Source organism: Flavobacterium flabelliforme (assembly GCF_017948675.1).
GTDB classification, from domain to species: Bacteria; Bacteroidota; Bacteroidia; order Flavobacteriales; family Flavobacteriaceae; genus Flavobacterium; species Flavobacterium pygoscelis.
This window is the reverse complement of the sequence record NZ_JAGFBU010000002.1, coordinates 325917-340995: the sequence shown is the minus strand read 5'-3', so window position 1 is coordinate 340995 and position 15079 is coordinate 325917. Positions and strand designations below refer to the sequence as shown.

Below are 15079 nucleotides of genomic sequence, written 5' to 3'. Positions count from 1 at the left end.
TTATATTAATTTTTAATTTATTAAAAATTAATTAATAAAATTAAACAAATCTTATACTATTTTAATTATGCGCTCGCTTAATCAAATACCAGTTTAAGCAAATCTCAACAATGCTTTCTTTTTTAAAGTAGTTTTCCAAAAGAACCAAAAGGCAACATAATCTTCATAGATTGTTCTAAAAATATTTTATTAAAGAAGTTTAAGTATTAAACATTTCGCGCTTCAAAATGCTCTTATTATAACGCAAATGAATTTATTTGTATTGATTTAAATTCTAAACTATAACTCATAAAATAATAAAAAACATTTATTCAAGTAATATCTACAAACAATTAGTATTCCTATATAAAAAGTATACTATAAAAAATAACTACATCTAGTATTACGCAATTTACCCTAAAACAAAAAAAACCAACTGAATTAGTTGATTTTTTTATTTTCATTATTTGCATATTAGTTTACTAAAATAATTATAAAGGAATATTTCCGTGTTTGCGATTTGGAGTAATACTCACTTTATTTTCTAACATACTAAACGCTTTTATTAATTTTTTTCGTGTGTCTTGTGGTAAGATCACTTCATCGACAAAACCACGTTGCGCTGCAGTGTATGGATTAGCAAATAAATCAGCGTATTCTGCTTCTTTTTCCAACAGTTTGGCTTCATGATCAACTGCTTCATTGATTTCTTTTTTAAAGATAATTTCAGAAGCACCTTTTGCACCCATTACAGCAATTTCAGCAGTGGGCCAAGCAAAATTCATGTCGGCTCCAATGTGTTTAGAATTCATTACATCATAAGCTCCACCATAGGCTTTCCTGGTAATAACAGTCACTCTAGGAACTGTTGCTTCACTTAAAGCATATAATAATTTGGCTCCATGAACAATAATTCCATTCCATTCTTGATCTGTTCCGGGCAAAAATCCAGGGACATCAACTAATACCAACAAAGGAATATTAAAAGCATCGCAAAAACGAGTAAATCGAGCTGCTTTTTTAGAACTGTTTACATCTAGACAACCCGCTAAAACCATAGGTTGATTGGCGATTATTCCGATACTCCTACCACCTAGCCTACCAAAACCAACAATTATATTTTCAGCATAATTTTTATGAATTTCAAAAAAAGAATCTTCATCAATAATTCCGCTTATTACAGCGTGCATATCATAAGGTTTATTTGGGTTTTCAGGTACAACATTTAATAATTTTTGCCTAATTTCATCCCCTAATTCATAAGGCAAACTAGGTGGAACTTCTTTATTGCTCTGTGGCAAATAACTCAACAATCTTTTTAAATCCTCTAAACATTCCACATCATTAGTTGATGTACAATGTGCCACTCCTGACTTGGTAGAATGAGTACTAGCACCTCCTAATTCTTCTGAAGTTACCGTTTCGTTAGTCACTGTTTTTACAACATTAGGTCCAGTAACAAACATATAACTTGTGTCTTCAACCATCATGGTAAAATCAGTCATAGCGGGAGAATAAACAGCTCCACCTGCACAAGGCCCCATAATGGCCGAAAGTTGCGGAATAACTCCTGAAGCTTGTACGTTTCTAAAGAAAATATCGGCATAACCACCTAAGGAACGAACTCCTTCTTGAATACGTGCTCCACCAGAATCATTCAGTCCGATCATAGGAGCGCCCATTTTGACCGCCATATCCATCACTTTGCATATTTTTTCAGCATGAGTTTCCGACAAGGAACCCCCGAAAACTGTAAAATCTTGAGCGAAAATATAAACTAATCTTCCGTTGATCGTTCCGTAACCTGTAATTACACCGTCCCCATAATACAATTCTTTTTCCATTCCAAAATCAGAAGTACGATGGGTAACCAACATTCCAATTTCTTCAAACGAACCTTCATCCATTAAATAAGCAACACGTTCTCTAGCGGTTAGTTTTTTATTAGAATGTTGTTTTTCGATACGCTTTTTCCCTCCACCTAAATGCGCTTCAGCAATCTTATTGTTTAATCTATCTATTTTATCTTTCATAGGATTTTTTTTAACGCTAATTCACCAATTTTCATCTATTTTTCTACAATAAGAAGAGTCATTTTTTTAGAATAAAATAGATTTCCTTATTTCTGATTATCAATTTTAATTTGGTAATCTAACGATTTTTTGATCTTTCAAATACTGCTTCATCGCCAAGAGAGCAGCGATTTCAGCCTCTTTATTCATTTGTTTTTTCAATAGCTCCGCATTATAATATTTCTTTACAAAATGAGTATCAAAATTTCCGGAACGAAAAGCTTCATGTTCAAATACAAATTTTCCAAAAGGCAATGTAGTTTGAACTCCTTCTACTTGATAATTATCAATTGCTTTTACCATCAATTGAATGGCTTCTTCACGAGTTGCTCCATACGTAATTAATTTGGCCAACATTGGATCATAGTAAATAGGAATATCCATGCCTTGCTCAAAACCATTATCCACACGAATATTCTCACCAACAGGCAATTGATACACATCGAGATGACCTACGCTTGGCAAAAAGTCATTCATAGGGTCTTCGGCATAAACTCTTAATTCTAAAGCGTGTCCTTTAATTTGTAAATCTTCTTGTTTTATTGCAAGTGCTTCTCCTCTTGCTACTTTAATTTGCAGTTCGACCAAGTCCGTTCCTGTAATCCATTCGGTAACGGGATGTTCTACTTGCAAACGCGTATTCATTTCTAAAAAGTAGAAATTATTATTTTCATCCAATAAAAACTCTACTGTTCCCGCTCCTAAATAATCACATGATTTAGCAACTAAAACAGCCGCTTCACCCATTTTTTTTCGTAATTCTGGAGTTAAAACGGAAGAAGGCGCTTCCTCAATCACTTTTTGATGACGACGCTGAATACTACATTCTCTCTCAAATAAATACAAGATATTTCCATGGCTATCTGCCATAATTTGAATTTCGATATGCCTTGGTGACGCCACATATTTTTCGATAAAAACAGATCCGTCACCAAAAGCAGCAACAGCTTCACTAATGGCACGGTTCATTTGAGACTCAAAATCGCTTTCCGTTTCTACCACTCGCATTCCTTTTCCTCCACCACCAGCCGATGCTTTAATCAAAATAGGGAAACCAATTGTTTTTGCCTCCTGTTTTGCTTTATCAATATCTGTTATTGCTTCGTCAACACCAGGAACCATAGGAATATTGTACTCCTTAACCGCATCTTTAGCTGCTAATTTGCTTCCCATCACTCGGATGGCTTTAGATTTTGGACCAATAAAAATGATATTGTTATTTTCACATTCTTCGGCAAAATCAGCGTTTTCGCTCAAAAATCCATAACCTGGATGAATAGCATCAACGTTTAAATTTTTAGCAACTTCAATAATTTTACTTCCTAATAAATAAGATTCATTTGATGGCGATTCACCAATCCAAACGGCTTCATCAGCAAATTTTACGTGAGGTGCATTTCTATCTGCTGTAGAATAAATTGCAACTGTTTTAATTCCCATTTTTTGAGCAGTTTTCATCACTCTAATCGCGATTTCCCCTCTATTTGCAACTAATATTTTTTTCATTATTCTTAAATTTTTATTTTTTGCCACAAAGGCACTACATCACAAAGTTATTTTTTATTTATTGAGTAGCTATTTAGTAAAAAGATGTAAATCATAAATGCTTTATAAAAATCTTAGTGTTTTTTGCGTCTTTGTGACAACATTCTATTCAAACTCAATCAATAATTGTCCTTTATCCACCGCATCTCCAATATTAACTGAAATTGATTGGATGATTCCATCGCGCGGAGAAAGGAAACTATTTTCCATTTTCATGGCTCCAAGAATAATTAGATTATCGTTGACTTTTACTTCTTGACCAATTACAACGCCAATCTCTAAAATTAGTCCGGGCATTGGGGCTTTGATGAAGTTTACTTGTTTGGCAAGACCGACTTCAAAACCCATTTCTTTGATTAATACATCTAATGGATTTGAAATTACGACGCTGTAAGTATTGTTATTTACTTTAACTGTGTAACTCTTTTGATGAAAATCAGCAGCAAGAATTTCTGCTTTGTAAGGTTTGTTTTCGTGTAGTATGTGAAATTTATTGTCTTCCACAGAAACCGAATCTAATAGCGAAACACTTTCCTTTTCAATATCAAAATGAAAAGTGTCATTTACATTTACTTTATAACCCATACTCATAAGTACATTTTTTATTGGATGTAAAAATAAGGAAAGTAAATGTTTAAGGGGTTTAAAAAATATATTTTTATGCTAATTTAATATAGTTCTTTTGATATAATTTTACAAAACTAACAATCCAAATTCTCTTAAGGTGTTAATTGGTTTAGAATACCAGAAGAGTTCAAAATCTTCCAATTCATTCTCAAAATCCGTTTTAACCTCTTGAAAAGTATAAACCTTTGTATTTGAAACTGATATTTTTTGCAACAATCCTAAAAGCCATTCGCCTTCTAATTTACCCGTTTGAATACTAAAAGTTTCTTTTTTGTCGTGAAAAGTTAGCATTGCCATTTCCCAAGAATTTCCTTTTTTAGTTTTTGTAAAATATTCAACGCTTGGTTTTCCGCCTATCCAAACCAATTTAGCTGTTGATTTTGTATTAAAATCACTTTGTTCTTGTAAAGCATCAAAAATAAAATCTTGAGGTATTTTTGTTTTCGGAATTTTAAAATCGAACCAATCTTGCAATTCGTAATCAAAACAGATTCCGTGCATGAAATTAAACAAGGATTTCTTGAGTCCAAAACTAAATTTATCGTGATCAATCCCTGTATTATCAATATAATTGATATCATTATTAGCAAAAGTTCCTATTGTTTCTGTTTCCTTTACTACACCAAATTTTTCTGGATACATTCCTACGGGGCTGTGCGCTGTCATCGCAAATTGATGCCAAAATCCAGATTGCAACACACCTGCTTCAAACAACTGACGCACCATTTCTAGACTATCAATAGTTTCCAGAACAGTTTGAGTGGGATAGCCATACATCAAATAAGCATGCACCATTACACCCGCTTCAGTAAAATTTCTTGTCACTTTTGCAACTTGCTCTACCGTTACGCCTTTATCAATAAGTTTTAAAAGACGATCCGAAGCGACTTCTAAACCTCCAGAAACGGCGATGCATCCTGAAGCTTTTAGCAACAAGCATAAATCTTTAGTAAAACTTTTTTCGAATCGAATATTTGTCCACCAGGTTATAGATAGTTTTCGACGTAAAATTTCGAGTGCTAAAGCGCGCATCAATGCAGGCGGTGCTGCTTCATCTACATAATGAAAACCATTTTGTCCTGTTTGTGCAATTAACTCTTCCATTCTATCGCACAATAAACTTGCCGCAACAGGTTCGTAAATTTTTATGTAATCTAGTGATATATCGCAAAAAGTGCATTTTCCCCAATAACAGCCATGCGCCATGGTAAGTTTATTCCAACGTCCATCACTCCACATTCTATGCATTGGATTCACAATTTCGATTACCGAAATGTATTTATCTAAAAGTAAATCAGAATAATCTGGAGTTCCTACTTGCGATTGTTTATAGTCTGCTTGGGTCGAATTGTTTTTATAAACCACTTTTCCCTCTTCTAACAGGAAAGTTCGTTTGAAAGTTCCTGATTCTTGACTATTTTCTTTTTGTTTTTGTAAACTTGCAATCAATTCTTCTATTGGAGTTTCTCCATCATCCAGAGTGATAAAATCAAAAAACTCAAAAACACGAGCGTCTGAAAGGGAACGCAATTCTGTATTAGGAAAACCACCGCCCATTGAAATTTTAATATTTGGATAATGGGTTTTTACCCATTGTGCTGAACGAAAAGCTGCATATAAATTTCCTGGAAAAGGAACCGAAATCAAGAATAATGTGGGCTGAATATTTTCTATTTTCTCTTTTAATAGTTTGAATAAAACCTCATCGATATAAGTCGGTTTTTCTTGTAAAGCTGCGTATAATTCATCGAAAGAATTGGCACTACGCCCCAATCGTTCAGCATACCGACTGAAACCAAAATTTTCATCAATGCATTCTACAATATAATCGGAAATATCTTCGAGATATAAAGTGGCTAAATGTTTGGCCTTATCCTGGCATCCCATAGTTCCAAAAGCCCAATCGAGTTCCTCTAATTGCGCAAAACGAGAAGCTTCTGGCAGGAAATCTTCTTGACAAATTTGTAAAGCTAATGTTGGATTTTTTCCTTGTAAAAAAGCAATAACTGAATCTATTGTTTTTATATATTCTTCTTGTAAAGCAAAAATTCGTTTGCAGTTTTCGGTTGTTGGTTGCTGAATTTCAAATTGAAATAAAGCAGTTAATCCCTCTTTTGAAAATAATTTTAAAATTACCTCGATTCCTAAATCTGCTTGAACAGATTCTATATTTTTGGTATTCAAAAAACCTTTTATATAAGCAGTTGCTGGATAAGGAGTATTCAGTTGTGTAAAAGGAGGCGTGATCAGAAAAAGTTTGGTTTTCAAGAGAAATTATTTTGTACAAAAATAAGAGATATTTATATTCTTTTAGTGAAAAGAATTAAGTGGATTTGTTTTTAAATAACATTTAATACACTTTACTATTATTTAACTAAACTATAAAGTTTATAATTACCATTTAAAGTGAATTGTAATTACTCAATCTTCAAATGATGTAGTTTAAGGCTTGATTTCCCTAAGATATTTTAAAAATAATCATTCATTATGTACATAATCTAAAAAAAATCTAGAATAAGATGAAATTAATTTTCACTATTACTAAAATCCGATACTTATTTTGATGAAAAGAACAAGCAGAGAAGTTTAAATAATAATTACACTACATTTTTCATATTTTAATAGACATTCCTCATTTTTTTTGTATTTTTTTTTTGTTGTTTAATTTTAAAACCGTAAAATTACAAAAAATTAACATTAAATTAATACTGCCATTATCACTCTTTCAATTTGAAAATTAAATTTAAAAATAGCAATCATTTAGACGACGATACCCTTTGGAGTAATGTAAAAATGGGTGATGAGAAAGCATTTTCACATCTGTTTGAAAAACACTACGCTCATTTAATTCGTTACGGTAATTCATTATCTCCATTAAAAGATAAAGTACAGGATTGTGTTCAAGAAGTTTTTACAGACATTTGGATTTATAGAGAATCAATAAGTGAAAGTATTGTCGTAAAAGCTTATTTATTATCTAGCGTTCGCAAAAGAATTGCAAGACATCAAGAACGCGATCGCTTTTTTGGAAAAACAACTTCTATTGATACTATAGAATTTCTATTAGACTTCTCAATAGAACACGATCTTATTGCAGACGAAACAACTGCTAATAAAGTTTTTAATTTAAACAAATTATTAAACGAATTACCCTCTCGTCAAAAAGAAGCTTTATACCTTAGATACCATCAAGGTTTAAGTGTAGATGAAATCGCCTCTACCCTTGATGTAAATTACCAGTCTGCAAATAATTTGCTTTATCGAGCAGTTTTGAACCTAAGAAAAGATTGGAAAGACATTATTTTACTTTTTTTAGCAGTTACAACAAGTCTTCTTTAATATTTTTTTGATTTATATAAAAAAAATCACAATTAGGTGAGTATATAATAAAAAAACTGTCCTTTATGTTTTTGTAATCCATACTGAATTGATGCAAGAACGAAATAATTATATAGAAATAGAAGATTTTTTATCCAACGAGTCCTTTAATCTTTGGGTTAAATATCAAATTGATGAACAAAACTGGGAAGAATGGACTTTAGAAGATCCTAAAAGAGCCAAATTAGTTGAGGAAGCTCGTCTTTGGATTTTAGCTATGAAAGTTTCTGAACCAACTTTGAATCAAAAAACTATTGATATTGCGTTAGAGAAAACTTGGGGAAAAATTAATAAAAAAGAAAAAAATATAAACATATTTCAAAAATCACCAAAAAAGTTTTTGGATAACAAATGGATAAAAAGCGTCGCAGCAGTTTTTATATTAGGCTTAATAAGCAGCTGGTTCTATAACAATACTATTTTAAACACTACTTCTACACCTATATATAACGAACTCATACAAGACAATAAAGAAGGATTAGTCGAGCAAACGAACAACTCAAGCAAACCTCAAATTATAACGTTGTCGGATGGTAGTTCTGTTTTGTTGCAACCTAATAGTAAATTAAGCTATCCTAAAACATTTGTAGGCAATGAACGCAAAGTATATTTAAGTGGTGAAGGCTTTTTTGAAATTAGCAAAAATCGCAAAAAACCATTTTTTGTTTACGCGAATGAAATTGTTACCAGAGTTGTTGGAACCAGCTTTAGAATACGAGCGTATGACAACCAACCTGACATTGAAGTATTAGTTCACACCGGCGAAGTAAAAATAAAATCAAACCAATCGGTGACAAAATCTAATAATCAAGAAGTAGTTTTGTTTCCTAATCAAGCGCTCCAATTTTCTCGCAAAAATTTGACATTTAACAAAATAAACGATATAAAAACGGACCGAACATTAATTCAAACTACTGATAATATCGAGCAATTAAGTTTTGACTTCAAAGACACACCTGTTAACCAAATTCTAAAAATAATTGAAGAGGCTTATTTAGTTCAAATTGATTATCCAAAAGACAAATTAAAAAATTGTTATCTAACCACATCACTAAACGACCAACCGCTACCAGAGAAACTTAAAATTATATGCAAAAGTCTCGGTAACAACACTACTTATGAAATGAATGGAAACCAAATTATTATTACATCCAAAGGATGCGACTAACTTTAATGCCTATGTGAAATTAATAAAAAAAGCGCCGAAAATGCTGTAACATTCTCGACGCCTAAATAGAATCAAATTGTTCCCTGTAAAGTTCAATTTGTGTGTTCAAAATACCCGTTAAATAGTATTAATAAAACAAACCAAAATTATGAAAAAAACTGTTGTCAAACAACGATTACTCCATCGAATCATGAAAATAACATTAATTCAATTTGTTCTTGCATTTGTGTTTTCCACCATCACGATGGCCAACAGTGTTAATGGACAGAAAAAACTAGACACTAAAGTTACTGTTAGCATCGCAAACATGAGTTTAGAGAACGCTTTATCAAAACTAGAAAAAACCGCTAAAGTAAAATTCTCTTACAATTCGAGAATTAGTCAATTAAACCAAAAAGTAACTGTAAATGCTACTGGCGAAACTTTATCAAATATCCTAAGCGATTTATTAAAACCACTTAATATAGGATATAGTGAAGTAAGCGATCAAATTATATTACAGAACAATGCTACACTAACGGGAGAATTTACAGGCTTTGATGCAATCCCAACTTTAATTGAAAAATTAACTGTAGCTCCTATTGTAAAAGGTAAAGTAGTAGACCAATCAGGTCTTCCTTTGCCAGGTGCAACTATTACAGCAAAAGGAACAAATAAAAGTGTTTATTCTGATTTTGATGGAAACTTCTCTATCGATATGCCAGAAAACAGCACAAGACTTGTAGTTTCTTTCGTTGGTATGGAGACACAAGAAGTAGCTATCAAAACTACGCCTCTAACTATTGTCTTAATTGACAAAGAGCAAAGCTTAAAAGAAGTTGTAATTACAACTGGTTACGAAAAAACATCTAAAAGAACTTTTACAGGAGCTATTAGTAAAATTACCGGAAAAGAGTTAATGGTAGAAGGTGTTATTGATGTAAGTAGAATGATTGAAGGTAAAGCAGCGGGTGTAACTGTTCAAAACGTTACCGGAACTTTTGGTACTGCTCCAAAAATTACCGTTCGTGGATCGTCTTCTATCTTTGGAGATACAAAACCATTATGGGTAATTGATGGAATTGTACAGGAAGATATTGTCAATCTTTCTTTTGCAGATTTAGCTTCTGGAAATTCAGAAACTTTATTAAGTTCTTCTATTGCTGGTTTAAATGCAAGTGACGTATTAAGTATAGAAGTACTTAAAGATGCGTCTGCAACATCTATCTACGGATCTAGATCTTTAAATGGTGTAGTAGTTGTAACTACTAAACAAGGAAGAAGAGATTCGCCTTTAAATGTTACTTATTCACTAGACCAAACTGTACGCACTGTTCCTAGCTACAATCAGTTTGATATATTGAATTCTCAAGAAAACATGAGCATTTTAAAAGAAATGGAATCAAAAGGATTTTTAGAATTACCTTCAATAGCACAATCACGTTATGGAGGAGTTTACAATATTCTTGCTAGAGCTGTAAACACTTATGATGTGACTTCAGGTGCCTTTGGTGTAAAAAACGATACTCCTAGTAGAAATGAATTTTTAAAGAAATACGAACTAGCAAATACTGATTGGTTTAAAGTTTTATTTAGACCTTCAATGACACAAAATCACTCGTTGAGTTTTTCAGGTGGTGGAAAAAATAACGCATTCTTTGCTTCCTTAGGATTTTATTCTGATCCAGGATGGACAGTAGCTGATAATGTACAGCAATTGACTTCTAACTTGAAGAATACTTTTTACATTAATGATAAGTTAAACTTAACATTATCTACACAAGCTTCTGTTAGAAACCAACAAGCGCCAGGAAGTTATGACAGTCTTAGAGACGGAGTTAGCGGAAGCACTACTAGAGATTTTGACATCAACCCATTTAGTTATGTATTAAATACAAGTAGAACTTTACGTCCTTATGACGATAATGGAAATTACGAATATTATAGAAACAATTGGGCTCCATTAAATATAGTTGAAGAATTAAAAAACAACTATATGGACATCAAGGTTAAAGATATTCGCTTCCAAGCAGACTTAGCCTACAAAATATCTCCTAAACTTACTTATAACTTAACTGCTAATGCACGTTATGCCAATACAAGTAGAGAACATAATATTCTTGAAAGTTCTAATATCATTGGAGCCTATAATGCTGATGAAACTACTATTGTTAGAGATGCAAATATCTTTTTATATGAAGATCCTAATAACTTGCTTGCGCCTAAAGTATCAGTATTGCCTAATGGTGGTATGTTAAGAAAATTTACAAATGATCTTACTTCATATAACATCCGTAACAGTTTCAGCTACAAAAACATTTTTAAAGATGTAAATGAGTTTGAAGCTTTATTTGGACAAGAGTTACGTTCTGTAGATAGAGGTAGTGATAATTTTACTGCATACGGATTACAGTATGACAGAGGTTTAACTGCTTTTACAGATCCTAGAATCTTAGAGAAATTAATCAACGGAGGTGAATCTTATTATGGATTCAACGAAGAAAGAGAAAGAACTGTTGGTTTCTTTGGTAAAGTAGGTTACACTTACGATCGTCGTTATACAGGATCTTTAACAGGACGTTATGACGGATCAAACAGACAAGGAAACAGTAATTCTTCTAGATGGTTGCCAACATACACTTTTAGTGGTAAATGGAATTTAATGGAAGAATCTTTCATGAAAGATGCTAAAAATATTAACACATTAGCTTTAAGAGGATCTTATGGACTTACTGCAACTGCGGGACCAGCTACTAACTCACTTGCTATTTATAAAAGTTTCATTACTAACCGTCTAAATTTAGGGGATAGAGAAACTGGATTAAACATTGACCAACTTCAAAATGGTGACCTTACATGGGAAAAACAATTTGAAACTAATATTGGTTTAGACTTAGGTTTATTCAATAACAGAGTACAATTTACAACAGATATTTACAGCCGTAAAGCTTTTGATTTAGTTGACTTTGTAACTACTTCTGGTATTGGTGGACAAAAATTAAAGCAAGGAAACAATGCTGACATGGAAACTAAAGGTATTGAGTTTTCTGTGAATACAAGAAATCTTAATGACACTAGATTAAAATGGTCTACTAGTTTTAATTTCTCTATTTACAACCAAGAAATCACAAAACTACAAAACAATCCAAGTGTATTAGGTTTAGTTGATGGTACAGGAGGAAATACAGTAGGTCATCCAAGAAATGCTTTGTACTCTTACCAATTTACAGGTTTAAACAACCAAGGTTTACCAACTTTCGTAATGGCTGATGGTGAAGATGATAATATTGCTGGTGCTAATTTTCAAGATTCAGAAAACGTAACAAAATACTTGAAATACGAAGGATCTATTGAACCTAACAAATCAGCAGGTTTGTCTAATACATTTACCTATGACAACTGGTCTTTAAATATCTTTATAGTTGCTGCAGGAGGAAACAAAGTTCGTTTGAACCCAATCTACTCTTCTTCTTATGATGATTTAACGGTGTTTACTAAAGAATTCACTAACCGTTGGATTAATCCTGGTGATGAGGCTTATACTAATATTCCTGTAATTGCAGACAGAAGATTAATAGCAAATTACGCTTCTGATGGCAAAAGTTTAATAAGAGCATATAATGCTTACAATTATTCTGATGAAAGAGTAGCAGACGGAACTTTCGTAAGATTGAAAAACGTTTCTATTAGCTATGAATTCCCTAAAGATTTGAAGAAAAAATTAAACCTTAGTACCTTCTCAATGAAAGCATCAAGTGCTAATCCTCTTTTAATTTATTCAGATAAAAAACTGAATGGTCAAGATCCAGAATTTTATAGATCTGGTGGAGTTTCTCAGCCAATTACGAGCCAATACACATTCTCATTAAACGTATCATTTTAATTAAATAAAATATGAAAAAATTAAAATTAACCTTATCCCTACTAATTTTAGTAGGACTCAGCAGTAGCTGTGACGATTTCTTATCTGAAGTTCCAGATAATAGAACACAACTCGATACGCCAGAAAAAATTTCTGAAATATTAGTAAATGCTTATCCAGAATCTAATTATATGGAGTTTGCTGAGACTATGTCTGATAATGTTTATGATAGTGGAGATCTAACAAAAACAACGATCAAGAATAGCCAAATGTACAATTGGGAAATGGTTGACGATACTGATAGAGAAACACCTTCAGCCTATTGGGATGCTTGCTATACTGCAATTGCTCACGCTAATCAAGCTTTAGAAGCTATTGAAAAACAAGATAATGATCCTAAACTAAACCCACAAAGAGGAGAAGCTTTATTAGCTAGAGCTTACTCTCATTTCATGTTGGTTACATTCTTTTCTCAGCGATACAATCCTGCAACTGCCAAAACAGATTTAGGTATTCCTTATATATTGAAACCAGAAACTCAACTGATCAAAAAATACACAAGAAACAGTGTTGAAGAAGTTTTTGCTTATATAAAAGCTGATATCGAAAAAGGATTGCCATTAGTTACAAGCAACTACAAATTGCCAAAATTTCACTTTAATAAAGATGCTGCTAATTCATTTGCAAGCCGTTTTTATACTGTAGTAGGTGATTGGAACAAAGTGCTTGAGGTATCTAATGAGCTAGGCAATCTTCCGCAAACTAAGTTAAGAGACTATCAATCTTACTTAGACGAACCGGATTATGATAAAGGAATAAGAATGTATTCTGACGCAAGTGCAAATACCAACTTACTTATTGTTTCTGCCTCTTCTATCTATTCTAGAAGTTTTGCTTCAAATAGATTTCAGTTGACTGGAGCAGATAGAAATGAACTTTTTGGAGCCAATACAAATCTAATTAACAAAGCATTTCTATACAGACCATTATCCTATAACGGTCAGGTAACTATTTTCGTTCCTAAATTTGCTGAGTACTTCAAATACACGAATGCGAATGCTGGAATTGGTCTTCCATACGATGCATTGGTACTATTAAGTAATGATGAGCTTTTCTTGAATAGAATAGAAGCGCACGTAATGAACAATCAATTAGATGTTGCTAATGCAGAGCTAGATTATTTCTTATCAGTACGCGTTAAACTTTACAATCCTACAACTGATAAAATTACTCAAGCAAAAGTGGTAGCTAAATATCCTGTTGTTGCTAATGAATATACTCCTTTTTACACGATGACTGATGTTCAAACTTCATACATTAAAGCATTAGCAGAAATCAGAAGAAGAGAATTCATCCATGAAGGTTTAAGATGGTTTGATATAAAAAGATTTGCTTTAAAAGTTACGCATAAAACTTACAATCAAGCTGATAAAGTTTTAGAGAAAAATGACTTACGCAAAGCAATTCAAATTCCATTAAACGTTACAAACACTGGAGTAGAAAAAAATCCACGTTAATTAATTTAACTATTTATAATTATGAAAATAAATAAACAATATAAAATAATCACACTAGTATGCTCCGTGTTATTATTAACAGCTTGCGCAAGTGAGGATCCTCTTAAGGAAAGTCAGTTAGATGTATCAATTCCTGCAAAAACGGATTTAGATCGTTATATTGATGCTAATTACGTGAATGATTACAATATTAATGTACAGTACAAATGGAATCAGAATGTAGTAGATAACAATCGTTTTTTGTTTCCTCCAATTCAAACTAAAGTACAACCTGCTTTAGAAATTGTTAAAAAAATCTGGTTAGATACTTACAAAACTGTTGGAGGACCTGATTTTGTTAAAAAAATTGCTCCTAGAGAACTAGTTTTGGTTGGAGGAATAAACTTGAACACAACAGGAACGATTACTTTAGGTTTAGCAGAAGGTGGATTAAGAATTACATTGTTTGAAACGGACAATGTAAATAAAAGAGATCGTGCAAACGTAAAACGTTTCTTAGCTACAATTCAACATGAGTATATTCACATTCTGAATCAAACGAAGCCTTTTGATGAAAAAACACTTGCGAAAATAACTCCAAGTGGCTATACTTCAAACTGGTATGAGACACCAACTTCTCAAGCTAGAGAAGAAGGATTCATTACGGATTATGCAAGATCGAATACTAGTGAAGATTTTGCAGAAATGGCTGCTCAAATGTTAATTAATTCTAAAGCAGAGTATGCCGCGATCCTAGCTGGAATAACTAATCAAACTGCTGTTGCGAATATTAAAGCAAAAGAAGCTGTAGTTGTAAAGTATTTTAAAGATAGTTTCGGAATTGATTTCTATAAACTTAGAGATGAAGCAGAAAAAAATACCAACTTCGTTATAAACAATTAGTATAAAAATAGGAGCTTTAATTACTAAAGCTCCTATTAAAAACCTATTTAACTTTAACAAAAACATGAAA

At 32.3% G+C, this 15079-nt stretch carries 9 protein-coding genes; 5 read left to right on the top strand and 4 right to left on the bottom strand.

The genetic code is table 11. The features are described from left to right. Positions 1 to 470: 470 nt before the first annotated feature. The 4 genes from J3S90_RS07830 to J3S90_RS07815 all read right to left on the bottom strand — a co-directional run bounded on the left by J3S90_RS07830 (position 471) and on the right by J3S90_RS07815 (position 6491). Positions 471 to 2012: an acyl-CoA carboxylase subunit beta gene (locus tag J3S90_RS07830; protein ID WP_210645729.1), complete on the bottom strand. Its 1542-nt coding sequence runs from the start codon at positions 2010 to 2012 to the stop codon at positions 471 to 473. Positions 2013 to 2117: 105 nt separating this feature from the next. Beyond that, positions 2118 to 3557, bottom strand: a complete 1440-nt coding sequence (gene accC / locus J3S90_RS07825; protein WP_210645728.1) for an acetyl-CoA carboxylase biotin carboxylase subunit — start codon at positions 3555 to 3557, stop codon at positions 2118 to 2120. Between the two features lie 144 nt (positions 3558 to 3701). Further along, positions 3702 to 4187, bottom strand: a complete 486-nt coding sequence (locus tag J3S90_RS07820) for a biotin/lipoyl-containing protein (protein ID WP_210645727.1) — start codon at positions 4185 to 4187, stop codon at positions 3702 to 3704. Between the two features lie 102 nt (positions 4188 to 4289). Then, positions 4290 to 6491, bottom strand: a complete 2202-nt coding sequence (locus J3S90_RS07815) for a B12-binding domain-containing radical SAM protein (RefSeq protein ID WP_210645726.1) — start codon at positions 6489 to 6491, stop codon at positions 4290 to 4292. A 462-nt stretch (positions 6492 to 6953) separates the two neighbouring features. On the opposite strand from J3S90_RS07815, the gene J3S90_RS07810 reads away from it, so the two are divergent. From J3S90_RS07810 to J3S90_RS07790, 5 genes are all read left to right on the top strand, one after another. Then, positions 6954 to 7562 carry an RNA polymerase sigma factor gene (locus J3S90_RS07810; protein WP_236023910.1) on the top strand — a complete coding sequence of 203 codons (609 nt, stop codon included), beginning with the start codon at positions 6954 to 6956 and terminating at the stop codon, positions 7560 to 7562. Positions 7563 to 7653: 91 nt separating this feature from the next. Further along, complete coding sequence (locus tag J3S90_RS07805; RefSeq protein WP_210645725.1) at positions 7654 to 8769, top strand: FecR family protein; 1116 nt, start codon at positions 7654 to 7656, stop codon at positions 8767 to 8769. 148 nt (positions 8770 to 8917) lie between these two features. Continuing rightward, the gene (locus J3S90_RS07800; RefSeq protein WP_210645724.1) at positions 8918 to 12631 is read left to right on the top strand and encodes a SusC/RagA family TonB-linked outer membrane protein; all 3714 of its coding nucleotides are present in this window, start codon (positions 8918 to 8920) and stop codon (positions 12629 to 12631) included. Positions 12632 to 12642: 11 nt separating this feature from the next. After that, positions 12643 to 14127 carry a RagB/SusD family nutrient uptake outer membrane protein gene (locus tag J3S90_RS07795; RefSeq protein WP_210645723.1) on the top strand — a complete coding sequence of 495 codons (1485 nt, stop codon included), beginning with the start codon at positions 12643 to 12645 and terminating at the stop codon, positions 14125 to 14127. A gap of 21 nt (positions 14128 to 14148) precedes the next feature. Then, positions 14149 to 15009, top strand: a complete 861-nt coding sequence (locus J3S90_RS07790) for a zinc-binding metallopeptidase (protein ID WP_210645722.1) — start codon at positions 14149 to 14151, stop codon at positions 15007 to 15009. Positions 15010 to 15079: the final 70 nt, after the last annotated feature.

Coding starts and splice junctions, on each gene's coding strand:
- J3S90_RS07820 (WP_210645727.1), bottom strand. CDS start 4,187: ATGAGTATGGGTTATAAAGTAAATGTAAATGACACTTTTCATTTTGAT.
- accC (WP_210645728.1), bottom strand. CDS start 3,557: ATGAAAAAAATATTAGTTGCAAATAGAGGGGAAATCGCGATTAGAGTG.
- J3S90_RS07830 (WP_210645729.1), bottom strand. CDS start 2,012: ATGAAAGATAAAATAGATAGATTAAACAATAAGATTGCTGAAGCGCAT.
- J3S90_RS07805 (WP_210645725.1), top strand. CDS start 7,654: ATGCAAGAACGAAATAATTATATAGAAATAGAAGATTTTTTATCCAAC.
- J3S90_RS07800 (WP_210645724.1), top strand. CDS start 8,918: ATGAAAAAAACTGTTGTCAAACAACGATTACTCCATCGAATCATGAAA.
- J3S90_RS07795 (WP_210645723.1), top strand. CDS start 12,643: ATGAAAAAATTAAAATTAACCTTATCCCTACTAATTTTAGTAGGACTC.
- J3S90_RS07790 (WP_210645722.1), top strand. CDS start 14,149: ATGAAAATAAATAAACAATATAAAATAATCACACTAGTATGCTCCGTG.